Here is a 13,687-nt window from a genome sequence, read left to right as displayed (position 1 = left end):
GCGGTCTTCTCAGCGAACCTGGTCGAGGAGTTCGGCGCCCTGGGTCACCACCCGCTTTCCAGGTCCGATCCCCTCGGCGACCAGCACGCGGCCGCCGTCGAGCGGCTCGACCCGCACCGGCCGGGCCTCGAAGCGCTCGGCGGTGGTGTGCTCGTAGACGACGTCCTGCCCGTTGCCGGCGCGCACGACGGCGGCGCGCGGCAGCGCCAAGCCGGACTGCTCGGTGTCGGTTCCGGCCAGCACGGTCACGAATTGCCCGACCCGCAGGCCGGTGGCGTCGCCCTGCACCGCGAACTGGACCGGGATGGCCTGGTTGCGGTCGGCGAGGCCCGTGCCCTGGTAGGCGAGCCTCAGGGTGCGTCCGTCGGCGAGCCGCGCCGTAGCGTCCTGCGCCGCGGTCAGGGCGTCGAAGCTCAGCGCCTCGACCCAAAGTCGGTTCGGGTCGACGATCTGGAAGACCATGGCGCCGGGCGCCGCCATCTGGCCGGCGACCGCGGTGGCCTGCGCCACGACCCCGTCCACCGGCGAGACGAGGGTCTCGGGCTGTTGCCTGATCTTGTCGAGGGCGGCGCGGCGGTCGTGCAGGCCGTCTAGCTCGGCCTGGGCGTCGTCGAGCTGGGTCCGGGCGACAGCGCCCGAGATGGCGAGGCGCTTGAAGCGCTCGACCCGGCGCTCGACGATGGCGATTTGCTGATCGAGTTCGCCCTGGCGCTGGCGCATGTCGGAGACGTCGATGGCCTGAACCGGCGGGGTCACGGTGGCGAGCACGTCGCCCTTGCGCACCTTGGTGCCGAGGCGGGGGAACAGCCCGGAGGGCGGGGGCGAGAGCCGACCGCCGACCGAGGACTGCACGACGCCGCTGGCGTTCGGGTCCGGGATGATGCGGCCCGGGAGCTCGACCGAACGGTGGAAGCTGCCCTGCTCGGTCATGGTGGTGCGCAGGACGAGGAGCCGCTGCGTGGGCTTCGGCACGAAGACGGAGCCGTCAGGCAGGCGCTGCGCGAGGTCGGAGGAGCCCGGGCCCCGGGGCTCGATCAGCGCCGCCCCCTGCACGGGCGCGCCATGGTCCTCGTCGCCATGCGCGAAGGCGGCGGTGCCGAGGACGAGGGTGATGCCGATGGCGACCACGGCCAGGACCGGAGCGGCCCGGCGTCCGCGGGCGAGCGCCGTCACGAGGACGCCGAGCAGGAAGGCGACGGCGACCGCGGCCACGAGGGTCGGGTCCTTGGCGCTCAGGCGATCCGTGACGCCGTGGGCGACCTCGGACACCCGCGCCAGGGCCGCCTTCGCCGGAGCCGGCTTGGCGGTGGCCGCCGCGGAAACCTTCGGGTCGGGCACGGTGACCGCGAGGGTGAGCACGTCCACGGCGTCGCCCGCGGTGACGGTCGCGACGAGCTCGTGGCGGCCCGGCTTCGACAGCCACGGGGCCGATAGCGCGTAGCCGCCGTCGGCCGTGGCGGTCGCTACCTTGGGGCCATCCGGCGTCTCGACCTCGATGGTCGCGCCGGGCACCGGCTCGTTCGTCCGGAAGCGGTCGAGGAACAGCGTCAGGGTGCCGTCGCGCGGGATGGCGACGAGCTCGAAGGCATCAGAGAGCGCCTCGCCGCGAGGGGCGATGGTCTTCGAGACGGGCGGCGGGGCGGCGCCGTGGTCGTGCCCCTCGTGGGCGCGCACGGGCCCCGCCAGGACGGCGGCAAGCAGCGCCACCGCGCCAAAGGCGGCGGCAAGACGGATCGGCATGAAAGGGAATCCTCGCGTCGGGAAGTCCGGACGGCGCCGTTCGCGGGCGCAATCCGGGCGTCGCGCGCCTCGGGCGCGCCCTACTTCACGCGAGGGTTCGTGGGGGCTTGGGCAGGGCCTCGGGGCCGGCGCCCGAGCGGCCGACGACGTCGCGCGGGATCAGCGTGACGGTCCGGAACAGCGACGGGGATAGGACCGAGGATCCGGATAGGACGCCGGTAGCGCAGCAGGCCATCGTCCCGCAGCAGCGGGTTTGGCAACCGGGCCGGCAGCAATCGTCCTGTACGGGTTCGATGCGCGCCGGCGCGATAGCCGGGAGCGCGACCTTGGACAAGGTCGGGGCCTCGGACCGGATCGCCGGCTTGGCGGGGGTAGTCACCGCCGCATCGGTCGTCGCGGGGACGGCCTTGTGCTGGGGCGCGGCCACGTGGTGGCCGTGGTGCGAGTGGCCCTCGTGAGCCTGAACGGCGGACGGCGCGACGTAGGCGATGATCGCGAGGATCATCGCCGCCATCAGGCGCGCGATTTGCCGGTCGAGGCACATGGGTCTGGCTTACACCGTTTCGGGTGGCGGGACTATGCCCACGGGTGGGACGAGAATGCCGGATCGAGGCTTATGGTTGCCGCCGTTCCGGTTCAGGCCGCGGCCAACGGCGCGGCGGGGAAGCCGGCATTCGCGATAGCCTGGGCGATCTGGTCGTCCGGGACGGTCGCACCCGCCACCGTGACGAGCTTCGCACCGAGGTCGACCTCGACCCGGGCGTTCGGCTCGATGTCCTGGACGGCGCGGGTCACCAACTTGGCGCAGCCACCGCAGCCCATCTTCTCGGACTTGAAGCGTTGCATGGCGCTCTCCCATGGGTAACGTCTCACCCAGATGGGGTTTTCCATGATGGGAAGGTCAAGGGCCACTTAGGCTCCGCTCAGCTAAGCCCGCCGCTCCCTTCGACGGCGTTCGGCCGTGCGCCCCACAAGGCTATTGCCAGCCCCAGGTTCAACAGCGCGAGCGCCGCCAGCAGGCCGTAGGCGGCGTCGGCGCCGCCGTAGGTAAGCGCCACCGCTCCAAGGGAGGGTGCCACGGCCTGTGCGATCAGGCCCGGCCGGGCCAGGCGCCCCCACAAGAACCGGGTAGCGGACCGGGCCGAACAGGGCCAGCGGCACCGTGCCCCGGGCGATGGAGTAGATCCCGTTGCCCGCGCCGTAGAGCACCAGGGCGAGGCCGACCGCCGGCACGCCCGCCGCCAAGATGACCAGCCCCAGGACCACCAGCGCCATGGCCACGGTCAGGGTCCAGAGCGGGTGGTGCCGGCCCTTGTTCGCCATCTCGACGATGCGGGCCCCGACCTGGGCCGGCCCGATCAGCGCGCCATAGGAGACGGCCGCGGCCAGCGCGACGCCACGGGCCTGCAGCAGAGCGATCAGGTGCACCGAGACCAGCGTCATCACGGTGCCGCCCAGCACGAGCACGCTGGCCATCAGCCGGTAGGCCCGGCGTTCGCGGGATGTCAGAGGACCGTCCGCGTGGTGCTCCTCACCTGTTGCGGGCTTCCGGGCAGGTGCCTTCGGGATCAGGCCCAGTACCAGTGGCAGGGTCACGACGAGGTGCAACCCGGCATAGGCGACGCAGGCGTGGCGCCAGCCGACCTGCTCCACGAGGGCGGCCGAGAGCGGCCAGCAGACGGTGCTAGCGAACCCGCCCCAGAGCGTCAGGGTGGTGATGGCCGGACGTGCCTCGGCGCCGTAGAGCCGGCCGAGGGTGGCGAAGGCGGGATCGTAGAGGCCGCAGCCCATGCCAAGGCCGAGGAGAAGCCAACCGGCGAGGAACACCGGCAGGCTCGGCGCCAGGCCGAGCACGACGTGGCCCGCCGCCAGCAGCAGGGCAGCGCATGCCAGGACCGGGCGACCCCCGTGCCGGTGGATGGCGATTCCGACCCGGGGCGAGGCCAAGGCCGCCACCAGCAAGCCGATGGACAGGCCGCCGACCACCCAGGCCAGGGGCCATCCGGTATCCGCCGCGATGGGCCCGGCGAGCACCGCTGGCAGGTAGAAGGACGAGCCCCAGGCGAGGATCTCCACCACGCCCAGGGCGGAAATGACGACGAGGCGGCTGCGGGCCTCAGACCTCACGGGAGGCGGGCTTGAGCGCCGCTCCCTTGCCTGCCGCCCCACGCTCGTACCAACCCTGCGAGCGGTTCACGATCCACACCACCGACAACATAACCGGCACCTCGATGAGCACGCCGACCACGGTGGCGAGCGCCGCGCCCGAGTTGAAGCCGAACAGGCTGATGGCGGCGGCCACCGCGAGCTCGAAGAAGTTGGAAGCGCCGATCAGCGCCGAGGGGCCGGCTACGCAGTGCTGCTCGCCCGCGGCGCGGTTCAGGAGGTAGGCCAATCCCGAGTTCAGGTAGACCTGGATGAGGATGGGTACCGCCAGCAGGCCGATGACCGCCGGCTGCGCCAGGATCTGCTCGCCCTGGAAGCCGAACAGCAGCACGAGGGTGGCCAGGAGGGCGACGAGCGACACCGGCCCAAGCTTGCCGAGCAGCCGGTCGAGGGAGGCTTGGCCGCCGGTGGCCAGCACGCTTCGGCGAACCACCTGCGCGATCACAACCGGGATTACGATGTAGAGGATCACCGACAGCACCAGCGTGCCCCAGGGCACCGTGATCGCCGAGAGCCCGAGCAGCAGGCCGACGATTGGGGCGAAGGCCACCACCATGATGGTGTCGTTGAGCGCCACCTGGCTCAGGGTGAAGTGTGGCTCGCCCTTCGTCAGGTTCGACCAGACGAACACCATCGCGGTGCAGGGCGCTGCCGCCAGGATGATGAGCCCGGCGATGTAGCTGTCGACTTGGTCGGCGGGCAGGTAGGGTCTGAACAGGTACCCGATGAACAGCCAGCCCAGCAGCGCCATCGAGAACGGCTTCACCGCCCAGTTGATGAACAGCGTCACGCCGATGCCGCGCCAGTGCCGGCCGACGTGGCGCAGCGAGGCGAAGTCGATCTTGAGCAGCATGGGGATAACCATGAGCCAGATCAGGGCGGCCACCGGCAGGTTCACCTTGGCGACCTCGGCGTCGCCGACGGCGTGGAAGAAGCCCGGCATGACGTGGCCGAGCGCGATGCCGGCCAGGATGCAGAGGGCGACCCAGAGGGTCAGGTAGCGTTCGAAGGTGCTCATGGTGTTCTCAGGCGGTGGCGACGCGGCGGCCGCGCTCGTCGACGACACGCTCGCCGTCCTCCTTCACGAACTCCCCCTGCTGGTCCGGCAGGAGGTCGAGCACCGCCTCGGAGGGACGGCAGAGGCGCACGCCCTTCGGGCTGACCACGAGCGGGCGGTTCAGCAGGATCGGATGGACCTCGATGGCGTCGAGCAACTGCTCGTCGGTGAGCGCCGGGTCGCCGAGCCCGAGCTCGCCATAGGGCGTGCCCTTCTCGCGCAGCGCGTCCTGGACCGAGAGCCCAGCGCGGGCGAGCAGTTGCTTGAGGAGCGCCCAGCTCGGCGGGGTCTTGAGGTACTCAACCACGTGCGGCTCGACCCCGGCGTTGCGGATCATCGCGAGCGTGTTGCGGGACGTGCCGCACTCCGGGTTGTGGTAGATCACGACATCGAACGGCTCAGGCATGGGCGGTTTCTTCGGTGGTGCAATCGCAGGCGGCGAGTGCGCCGACCGCTGGGGCGCAGACCTCCGGGTGGCCCTGGCAGCAGTCGCGCATGAGGAACTGGACGAGGTCGGACAGGCCGGCGTAGGCGGCGCTGTAGATGACTGACTTGCCCTCGCGCCGGGATGTGATCAGCCCGGCGTGGGAGAGCTCCTTAAGGTGGAAGGACAGGTTGTTGCCGGCGACGTTCACCGTCTCGGCGAGGACGCCGGCGGCGAGCCCGTCCGGGCCGGCGGTGACCAGGGCGCGCACGACCCGGAGCCGATGCTCCTGGCCGAGGGCGGCGAAGGCGGCGAGGGCTTGCCGTTCGTCCATCGAATGACCTACATATCAACTATCGTTGAAACGTAGAGGAAAGAAGCGCATTGGACAAGCCTCAGCAGCCGTTCGCTGACGGGATGCCGAACCTCTCCGAGGCGCATTTCGAGGTGCCGACCGAGGAGCAGATGGCGACGCCGACACCGCTCGACCATGCGCCTCAGTTCCTCGTGCTCTACGGGTCGCTCCGGGAGCGGTCGTTCAGCCGGTTCCTTGCCTACGAGACCGCGCGACTGCTGGAGGCGATGGGCGGCGAGGTCCGCATCTTCAACGCGGACGGGCTGCCGCTGCCGGACGACGGCACTGCCGACCACCCGAAGGTGCGGGACCTACGGCAGCTCTCGATCTGGTCGGAGGGACAGGTCTGGGTCAGCCCCGAGCGGCACGGCAACATGACCGGGGTGATGAAGAGCCAGATCGACTGGCTGCCGCTGAGCGAGGGCTCGGTCCGCCCGACGCAGGGCCTCACCCTGGCCGTCATGCAGGTCTCGGGCGGTTCGCAGAGCTTCAACGCCGTGAACAGCCTGCGGGTGCTGGGGCGCTGGATGCAGATGATCACCATCCCGAACCAGTCGTCGGTGCCGCTGGCTTACAAGGAGTTCGACGATGCCGGCCGCATGAAGCCCGGGCCGCTCTACGACCGTGTCGTGGACGTCTGCGAGGAATTGATGAAGTTCACGCTGCTGACCCGCGGGCGTGCCGATTACCTCGTCGACCGCTACTCCGAGCGGAAGGAGCGCGAGCCCGAGCAACTCAATGGCGTCGCCGCCGACATCGGGTTCGTGAAGCGGTAGGTCTGCTCTCGCACCGTAAGCGGACGCTTGATTGATTGAAGATGAATCCCTGCTTGTGGCGCACAGCAGAACAAGCGGCATGCTAACTCCTGACCCATAGCGGCCCGTTGACACCACGGCCTTTATCGTCCGCTTCGACGCAGGAAGCGGACGTCGCAGAAGTCGCAGCAGTCCTCAGGGGCCCGCTAGTGGGGCGGATGCAGCGCGTGCAGCGAACCCTGCGACCAAGATCACCAACATCACCGCCTTTCTGCGGCTGACCGTGCCTACTGATAGCCGAATGATGATAGCGGAACCTGTGTTGCGATCTCGGACACCAAAGTTCCGCATCGAATAAACCTAGAGTAAATCAGGGCTGCCGCTCCGTAACGGCAGCCCTGATCGGACCGGCTGCGTGTCGACCGAATTCGTCGGTTCCAACTGCCGACGCTCGCGCCTGCCTTCCGCGGTACCGCCGCCTTCTTCGGGGCCGCGACCCTCACCGGCATCGAGATCAGGCCGTGGGCTTGCTAGCGCTGGCGAAGATCCTTCGGCAGTACGCAGCCAAGCGCTCCGGCCGGTCGGCCGCGTCGCGATAGGCGATATGGCCGTCGGGCCGGACGAGGACAGTCGACGGCTGGCCTTCGAGGCCGTAGGCGCCGTGCGCCGTGCCGTCGAGGTCCGACAGCACAGGTACTCGTCCCGCCTCAATGGCGGGGCCCGCCAGGATAAGGCGCGGCCGCACCCAGCCCCACGGGGCGACGGCCTCGATGGCGGCGCGCAGCGAAGCGCCGGCTTCCGGGGACCGCCCGTCGAAGCACAGCAAGGTCCAACCCGTCGTCACGCCGTCCGGATTGTAGATGAACGGGAACAGCGACGTCGTCCAGCCGTCGGCGGTCACCTCGGCCTCAGGAGCCGGCTCGCCAGCCTCCGGTCCGCGTCGAAGGAGATGGGTCACCCCCGAGAGATGATCCTCGTTGAGCGGGCTCTTCGGATAGCTGACCGAGAGCTGCTGCAGGTCGTCCGTGCCCTGGAGCAGGGCGCCGATGCCGGGCACCACCTTGGCTGCCAGCCCGAGGGCCACGTCCGTGACGGGTCCCCGGTAGACAGTCCGGCGGAAGCCCTTCGCCTGTTGCGCGCTGAGCCTGGCGTGCTCGCCGCCACGCTCGGTATCGTAGGATTCCAGAACGACGGAGGCTGCCTGCCCGCGGAGCACCGCCGCGAGCCGCCACGCGATCTCGACGGCATCATGCAAGCCGGCGTTCATGCCCTGGCCGCCGATGGGCAGGGACAGGTGCCCGGCATCGCCGGCCAGGAACACCCGGCCGCGAGCGTATCCCGGCGAGACACCGTACTGGAAGCGGCTGTGGGGCAGCCATTGCGGGTCGGTCAGCGTCAGGGTCTCGTCGCCCGTGACCTCGCGGGCCACCGCCTGGATCTCGTCCAGCGTCGGATCGCGGTCCGGCACCCCCGTGTCGTCGGCAAGGAAGAACAGCCGGTGATAGCCGCCCCAGACCGGCATCACGCCGCAGAAGCCGCGCTCGTAATAGAAGCACCAGAGCTGGTCGGGCTCAAGCGAACGCCGCCAGGACAGCTTGGCGTTGACCTGACGGTTCATCCGGCCCTCGAACCGCTCGGGCTCGAAGCTCAGGCCCAACCGGTCGCGCACCGTGCTCTTGGCGCCGTCGGCGGCGACGAGGTAGCGGCAGCGCAGGCGCTCCTCAGGCCCGTCGTCTCCGCGCCTCACCGTGACGGTCACGCCATCGCCGTCTTAAGCGACGGCCACGACCTTGCCGCCGCGCTGCATCCGTCCGCCGCGCCCTTCGTAGGTTTCGATCAAGGTCGTCTCGATGACGTCCTGCCCGCTGTAAAGGACCTGCGGGTGGGGACTGGTGACGTCGTCGATCTGGATCGGCGTCGTCGGCGTGCCGTTCATGAAGAAGTTCACCAACCGGACCGGGTAGGCGCGCTCCGCGATGGCGTCGCGCAGCCCGATGGAGGCCAGGAGTTCCTGCGGCCGCGCCCAGAGGTTGTTGGCCCGGGAATACGCCCGGACCTCGGTCCTCTCCTCCAGGATCAGACAATCGACCCCGTAGTGGCGCATTGCGCACCCCGTGGTCAGGCCGACGGGACCGGCGCCCACGACGATGACCTCGGCGTCGAAGGGCTCATTGGTCGCTTCAGATGGCATGGGAGCCTCGGGCTGGAGAACGGATGGGCTCACGCCGCGCAGATGCCGGGTACGTCGACCTTCCGGAACAGGTGCGGGCTCACCGTCGCGGTCTCGGGGTAGTCCGACAGGCGGGCGCGGAACTCCGGGTTGGTGAAGGCGGCCCGGAAGTCAGAGACGCTGTCCCAGACGGCGTAGTTCAGGAACACGCCGCTGCCGGCGATGCCGCGGTGCAGCTGGGTCGATACGAACCGGGCTGCCGCTTCATGACCTCGGCGTCGGCCGTCCAGGCGGAGAGCAGCCGGTCGGCATCGGCGGGCCGGGCCACGAAGGTGTTGATCAGGACGACCGCGCCGCCCTCGTCCTTCAGTTGGTCCGCCAGGGTGACGGTCTGGTCCATCTCAATGAACTTGGGCATGTCAGGCTCCTTGCGTCTGGGTTCGGGTTCCGATGGCGGCCGCCGGCTCGGACCTTTCGATCCGTTCCCGCATCTCGCGCAGCAGGGTGCTGGCAGCTTCGAACGCCTCGGGCGATAGGCCGGCGGCGAGGGTATCGGTTCAGCGCTCCTGCCGCTCGATGGCGACGAGATAGGCGGCCTCACCGCGCTCCGTCGCTACGACCAGCATGGCCCGCCGGTGATGGGGGTTCGGCTCCAGGCGGACGAGGCCGTCCGCCCGCATCTCGTCGACCAAGCGCTGCACTGCCTGCCGCGTCAGGCCCATGTTGCGGGCGATATGGGCGACCGGCAGCGGCACGGGCGAGTGCGCGATGGCTCCCAACACCTGCCACCGGGCGCTCGTCAGACCGAGATCGCCGACGAGCGTGTCACCGGCGGCTAGAGCCGTGCCCGGTCACGTAGCGACGGCCAAGTCGGTATCGTAGCCGGCGGCAGCAAGGGAGTTTCGGCACTCATCTGCCGTGAAGCGAGCCAAAGCCTGCCGGATGGCGTGCCACAGATCAGGGACGGTGCGGGCCGCCGCTGTCCGGAGCAGAGCCTTCAGCTTGGCGAAGATCTGCTCGATGGGATTGAAGTCCGGGCTGTAGGGCGGGAGGTAGAGCAGCCTCGCCCCGGCGGCCTCGATGGTCTCACGCACACCTGCCACCTTGTGGGCCTGCAGGTTGTCGAGGATGACGGTGTCACCGGGCTTGAGCGCGGGCACAAGCGTGTCGGCGACGTAGGCCCGGAAGCGTGCGCCGTTGGTGGCGCCGTCGAACAGGGAAGTGGCGCACAGGCCATCGCTGCGCAGGGCGGCGGTGATCGTGGTGGTCTTGTAGTGCCCGTGCGGGACAGCCAGCCGGCAGCGCTCGCCTCGCGGAGCCCGTCTGTCGCGGCGTGCCATGTTGGTGGCCGCGGCAGTTTCGTCGAGGAAAACCAGCCTGTCGGGATCGAGGGCGTCCTGGTTCTCGAACCAAGCCTCGCGGGCTGCCCTTACGTCCTCGCGCGCCTGCTCGGCGGCGTGGATCGCCCCTTTTTACGGGTGATGCCACGCCGGGCGAAGAAGCGGGATAGGCTGCTCGTGCTGGTCTGCAGGCCGCGCTCGGCCAAAGCGTCACGCAGTTCGCGCAGAAAGATCGCCGGCCGCGCCTCGTAGATCGTCAGGATTAGGTCGGCCTGCGCCTCGATCCGGTGCGAGGCATGATCGCCGCCCGACGGCTTGGGTGCAAGCTGTCGCTCCTGGCGAAACCGATCCGACCAGCGGCTGGCGCTGGACACGCTGACCCCAAACCGGGCTGCAGCCTGATGACAGGACGCGCCCGCGGCTACGGCCGACACGACACGCTCGCGTAAATCGACGGACAAAGGTGAAGGCATCGCCATCCTCCTTCACCCCTCAACGTCCCGACCCTCCAGCCGCCCCAAACCGCTCGGGCACGGCTCTTGCGCGACATCGTTTACGTGCAAGAAGAAACTCACCACGACGATGGCGGCAGAGCGGTCGCAGCGATGCCACATACCGCTCTGTCTAGCTTACTTGACCGCGAGAACATCCCAGCGCTCGATGACCGGCGGCGTGGCCAGAAGCTCATCGGCGTTCTGCATGAGTGCTGCCGCGATCGGACCGTTGAGATGTGCGGTTCTGGCGCCATCATTCTGAAAGGCGTCAAAGATCGCGAAACTGCTTGGTCCGAACTTTACAGCATACCAGACCGGAGTACTTGTTTCGGCTTGTGCCAACGGCAGCGCGTCCTTCAGAAACTTTTCCAAAGCCGCTTCTTTGCCAGGCTTGGCGTCGAGCCGCACGAATAAGCCCATATGTGTCATCTTCATCGTCTCCATCTTTGGGTGTGGTTGGGTTGACTTCGAGCTGCCTATCGTATCCGCCATTGCGCTTGTCGCGATGGTGGCGACAACGAGGGCCGCCGTAAGCAGGAACACTTTAATAGTCCTTATTTTGTTCCCTATTTGATCGCGCCATCGTCGGCCGCGTCGCTAGACTATCATCGCAGCGGAGCGTTAGCGCTTGGCAGAATTGACAAACCTGATACCATTCTCGCCATGAGCACAGCCACGACAATTTTAGCGCTTGATGGGGTGTTCGATACTGGGCTTGCGGCGTTTCAGGACACCTTAGCGACGGCGCGCGACTTGGCGCCCCCCGCCTTGCGTGAAAGTTTGAACTCGTCGGTTTCCAGCATTCGTCGCGCAACACGTACAGCGCACGGCCTCGCAATCCCTACGGTTCGGGCCGACGCCCTCCCGACTCCCGGCTTTGTCTTCGTGCCGGCATTGGGAGCGAAGACGGAGGAAGGCATTGCCGACGCCCTTGCTCATCCCGATGTAAAGCGAGCTGTCGAACTACTGCGAACCTGGCAGGCAAATGGTGCGACTATCGCTGCTGCTTGTACGGGGACATTCGTCCTCGCCGAGACGGGATTGTTAGACAAACAAGAGGCCGCCACCAGTTGGTGGCTCGCACCTTTCTTTAGAGCCCGGTATCCCAGCGTTGCACTCGATGACAGCCGTGCGCTGGTGGGTAACGATAGGGTCGTTACCGCAGGCGCGGTGCTCGCACATTTCGATTTGGCGCTCTGGTTCGTTCGTCAGCGGAGCCCCGAACTGGCCGACACCGTCGCTCGCTACCTAATGCTCGATCCTCGCTCGCCTCAAGCCACCTATGCCATCCCGGATCATTTGCGCCACGCCGACCACTTGGTGATGCTCTTCGAGAAGTGGGCGCGTGAAAACCTCGATACGGGCTTTTCCTTGGAGCAAGCCGCGGCCTTTGTCGGGACAAGTGAACGAACTCTGTCCCGCAGAATCAATATGGTGCTGGGCCGCTCTCCATTGTCTTATTTCCAGAGCCTGCGCGTTGAACGAGCGGCTTATCTCCTGAGGACGACCAAATTGGGAATGGATGAGATCGCAGCCCGCACCGGCTATGATAATGCAGCCACTCTCCGCACTCTGCTACGTCGTAAGACTGGCCGCACCGCCTCAGAAATTCGCCGGACGAACCATTTAGGAGTGCAGGATTAGAGCCGTGCCCGAGCGGTTTGGGACGGCTGGAGGGTCGGGACGTTGAGGGGTGAAGGAGGATGGCGATGCCTTCACCTTTGTCCGTCGATTTATGTCGACCACCCCGTGATCCGCGCCGGTTATGCTCGTCATGATGTGCGGGAAGCGCAGGTAATCGGCGAGCGAGAGCGGCGGCGCGACCCCGAGCAGCTCCGGGTTGAACAGGCACAGGTAGCCGAAGCGGTAGAGGGCGCGGACCTTGTGATGCGCCTGGCCCTCCGTCAGGACCCCGACCGCCAGGTCGACTTTGTCCGCATCGAGCTCCCCCAGCACGCTGCCGTAGTCGAGGGCGCGCAGCCTGAGGCTGATGCCGGGCGCCTCGCGTCTCAGGAGGGCCAGCAACCGGGGGATGAGATACGCCTCGACGCTGCCCGGCACCGCGAGGGTGAAACCGCGCTCGACCGTGGCAGGATCGAAGGAATCCTCGCGGAGGACGATGCACTGGAACTGGCGGACCGCCGACCGGACGGGCTCGACCAGGGCGACCGCCCGCGGGGTCAGCCGCATGCCGTCCGGGGCCCGCGTCAGCAACTCGTCGCCGAGCAGCTTCCTCAGTCGGCCGAGGCTGCTGCTCATGGCCGACTGGCCGACGTTCAGGTGGCCCGCCGCACGGGTGACGCTGCGCTCGGTCAGGAGCGCGTCGAGGGCCACGAGCAGGTGAGGTCGATCCCAGCGAGGTCGCGATGCTTGACCGTCATGGTCGCCCGCGCCCATCGGCAGGGGCGCCCGAGTCGGCATAAGGCAACAGCGCGAGGGACGCCTCGGCGATGCGCTCAAGCTCCGCCCGCGCGGCACCGTCCCGCGCCTGGACCGACAGGCCCTGCAGCAGCGTGTTGAAGGTCGAGGCCAGCGTCGCGACGTCGGTCCCGAGCGGCAGGTCGCCGGCGTCGAGGGCCCGCTCGAAGCGCTTGCGGAAGTTGGTTCGGCTGACCTCCCGCAACGCCCTCAAGGCGTCGTGGACGTCCTGTGCCTCGGGCGAGACGTTCGCCGTGCCCAGGACGACCATGCAGCCGCAGGGCGCATCGAGGGAGGTCAACACGGCGGCCGCCTCGGTCATGAACCTCCCCAACGCGACGCGAAGGTTCGGCTCCTCGTCGAGGAGCCTCCAGGGGGCCGCCCAATAGGTGGTCTCGTAATGCTCGACCGCCTCCATGAAGAGGGAGGCCTTGTTGCCGAAGGCCGCATAGAGGCTCGGCGGATTGATCCCCATGGCGGAGCAGAGCTCGCCCATGGTCGCCGGCTCGTAGCCACGCTTCCAGAACACCTCCAGTGCGCTGTGCAGGGCCTGGGCCCGGTCGAAGGTGCGCGGCCGTCCCTTGCTCCTGTGCGACGTGATCGCGGTCATCGCATCCTCGGTGTGCTGGCGCACATGAGCCCTCGGACGGGCCCGCTGCGGGTTGACGGCGTGTAACGCCCGTTACAGATATAACGTCAGTAACGCCCGTTACAATAATCGATTCCGAGACGATGTCAGCGTCGTGACCACCGGTCCGGCGCAACGGA

General features: G+C 68.2%; 13 protein-coding genes and 3 pseudogenes. 2 read left to right on the top strand and 14 right to left on the bottom strand.

The features are described from left to right. Positions 1 to 9: 9 nt before the first annotated feature. The 7 genes and pseudogenes from MFF26_RS03810 to MFF26_RS03780 form a co-directional block, all read right to left on the bottom strand. The gene (locus MFF26_RS03810; RefSeq protein ID WP_238307496.1) at positions 10 to 1,740 is read right to left on the bottom strand and encodes an efflux RND transporter periplasmic adaptor subunit; all 1,731 of its coding nucleotides are present in this window, start codon (positions 1,738 to 1,740) and stop codon (positions 10 to 12) included. An 85-nt stretch (positions 1,741 to 1,825) separates the two neighbouring features. Then, positions 1,826 to 2,284, bottom strand: coding sequence for a hypothetical protein (locus MFF26_RS03805; RefSeq protein WP_238307495.1), 459 nt, complete (start codon positions 2,282 to 2,284; stop codon positions 1,826 to 1,828). A 92-nt stretch (positions 2,285 to 2,376) separates the two neighbouring features. After that, on the bottom strand, positions 2,377 to 2,586 hold the full coding sequence (locus tag MFF26_RS03800) for a heavy-metal-associated domain-containing protein (protein ID WP_091950456.1): 210 nt from the start codon (positions 2,584 to 2,586) through the stop codon (positions 2,377 to 2,379). 77 nt (positions 2,587 to 2,663) lie between these two features. After that, positions 2,664 to 3,867 (bottom strand): annotated as a pseudogene (locus tag MFF26_RS03795) (MFS transporter). Next, positions 3,857 to 4,924 carry an ACR3 family arsenite efflux transporter gene (arsB, locus tag MFF26_RS03790; protein ID WP_238307494.1) on the bottom strand — a complete coding sequence of 356 codons (1,068 nt, stop codon included), beginning with the start codon at positions 4,922 to 4,924 and terminating at the stop codon, positions 3,857 to 3,859. The pseudogene MFF26_RS03795 and the gene arsB overlap by 11 nt, the downstream one beginning before the upstream one ends. A 7-nt stretch (positions 4,925 to 4,931) precedes the next feature. Continuing rightward, a complete protein-coding gene (gene arsC, locus MFF26_RS03785; RefSeq protein WP_238307493.1) occupies positions 4,932 to 5,369 on the bottom strand; it encodes an arsenate reductase (glutaredoxin) in 438 nt (145 codons plus the stop codon). After that, positions 5,362 to 5,721, bottom strand: coding sequence for an ArsR/SmtB family transcription factor (locus MFF26_RS03780; RefSeq protein WP_238307492.1), 360 nt, complete (start codon positions 5,719 to 5,721; stop codon positions 5,362 to 5,364). Before MFF26_RS03780 ends, arsC begins: the two co-directional genes overlap by 8 nt. A 50-nt stretch (positions 5,722 to 5,771) precedes the next feature. Here MFF26_RS03780 and arsH point away from each other — a divergent pair, with 50 nt between their 5' ends. Further along, on the top strand, positions 5,772 to 6,518 hold the full coding sequence (arsH, locus tag MFF26_RS03775) for an arsenical resistance protein ArsH (RefSeq protein WP_238307491.1): 747 nt from the start codon (positions 5,772 to 5,774) through the stop codon (positions 6,516 to 6,518). A 493-nt stretch (positions 6,519 to 7,011) separates the two neighbouring features. Here arsH and MFF26_RS03770 read toward each other — a convergent pair. From MFF26_RS03770 to MFF26_RS03750, 5 genes and pseudogenes are all read right to left on the bottom strand, one after another. Beyond that, positions 7,012 to 8,688 (bottom strand): annotated as a pseudogene (locus MFF26_RS03770) (FAD-dependent monooxygenase). Between the two features lie 29 nt (positions 8,689 to 8,717). After that, a pseudogene (locus tag MFF26_RS03765) lies at positions 8,718 to 9,085 on the bottom strand (antibiotic biosynthesis monooxygenase family protein). A gap of 139 nt (positions 9,086 to 9,224) precedes the next feature. Further along, a complete protein-coding gene (locus tag MFF26_RS03760; RefSeq protein WP_283207390.1) occupies positions 9,225 to 9,470 on the bottom strand; it encodes a MarR family winged helix-turn-helix transcriptional regulator in 246 nt (81 codons plus the stop codon). Positions 9,471 to 9,518: 48 nt separating this feature from the next. Continuing rightward, positions 9,519 to 10,480, bottom strand: a protein-coding gene (locus MFF26_RS03755) for an IS630 family transposase (protein ID WP_238307706.1) whose coding sequence is annotated in 2 segments (ribosomal slippage) — positions 9,519 to 10,129 and positions 10,129 to 10,480 — 963 coding nt in all. Because the reading frame shifts where the segments join, the coding sequence is not laid out codon by codon here. 156 nt (positions 10,481 to 10,636) lie between these two features. Next, positions 10,637 to 11,044, bottom strand: coding sequence for a putative quinol monooxygenase (locus MFF26_RS03750; protein WP_444543613.1), 408 nt, complete (start codon positions 11,042 to 11,044; stop codon positions 10,637 to 10,639). Positions 11,045 to 11,164: 120 nt separating this feature from the next. Here MFF26_RS03750 and MFF26_RS03745 point away from each other — a divergent pair, with 120 nt between their 5' ends. Beyond that, a complete protein-coding gene (locus MFF26_RS03745) occupies positions 11,165 to 12,145 on the top strand; it encodes a GlxA family transcriptional regulator (protein ID WP_003601689.1) in 981 nt (326 codons plus the stop codon). Here the strand turns inward: MFF26_RS03745 and MFF26_RS03740 are convergent. Continuing rightward, positions 12,128 to 12,835 carry a LysR family transcriptional regulator gene (locus MFF26_RS03740; RefSeq protein ID WP_308447727.1) on the bottom strand — a complete coding sequence of 236 codons (708 nt, stop codon included), beginning with the start codon at positions 12,833 to 12,835 and terminating at the stop codon, positions 12,128 to 12,130. The genes MFF26_RS03745 and MFF26_RS03740 overlap by 18 nt on opposite strands. A 43-nt stretch (positions 12,836 to 12,878) precedes the next feature. Continuing rightward, a complete protein-coding gene (locus MFF26_RS03735) occupies positions 12,879 to 13,529 on the bottom strand; it encodes a TetR/AcrR family transcriptional regulator (RefSeq protein ID WP_238307489.1) in 651 nt (216 codons plus the stop codon). Positions 13,530 to 13,687 lie beyond the last annotated feature (158 nt).

The organism is Methylorubrum suomiense (assembly GCF_022179765.1).
Lineage (GTDB): Bacteria > Pseudomonadota > Alphaproteobacteria > Rhizobiales > Beijerinckiaceae > Methylobacterium > Methylobacterium suomiense.
This window is presented reverse-complemented; position numbering and strand designations above follow the sequence as displayed.

Excerpts from the sequence above, each read along its gene's own strand:
- MFF26_RS03780 (WP_238307492.1), bottom strand. The coding sequence starts at position 5,721 with ATGGACGAACGGCAAGCCCTCGCCGCCTTCGCCGCCCTCGGCCAGGAG.
- arsC (WP_238307493.1), bottom strand. The coding sequence starts at position 5,369 with ATGCCTGAGCCGTTCGATGTCGTGATCTACCACAACCCGGAGTGCGGC.
- MFF26_RS03810 (WP_238307496.1), bottom strand. The coding sequence starts at position 1,740 with ATGCCGATCCGTCTTGCCGCCGCCTTTGGCGCGGTGGCGCTGCTTGCC.
- MFF26_RS03745 (WP_003601689.1), top strand. The coding sequence starts at position 11,165 with ATGAGCACAGCCACGACAATTTTAGCGCTTGATGGGGTGTTCGATACT.
- MFF26_RS03805 (WP_238307495.1), bottom strand. The coding sequence starts at position 2,284 with ATGTGCCTCGACCGGCAAATCGCGCGCCTGATGGCGGCGATGATCCTC.
- MFF26_RS03735 (WP_238307489.1), bottom strand. The coding sequence starts at position 13,529 with ATGACCGCGATCACGTCGCACAGGAGCAAGGGACGGCCGCGCACCTTC.
- arsB (WP_238307494.1), bottom strand. The coding sequence starts at position 4,924 with ATGAGCACCTTCGAACGCTACCTGACCCTCTGGGTCGCCCTCTGCATC.
- MFF26_RS03800 (WP_091950456.1), bottom strand. The coding sequence starts at position 2,586 with ATGCAACGCTTCAAGTCCGAGAAGATGGGCTGCGGTGGCTGCGCCAAG.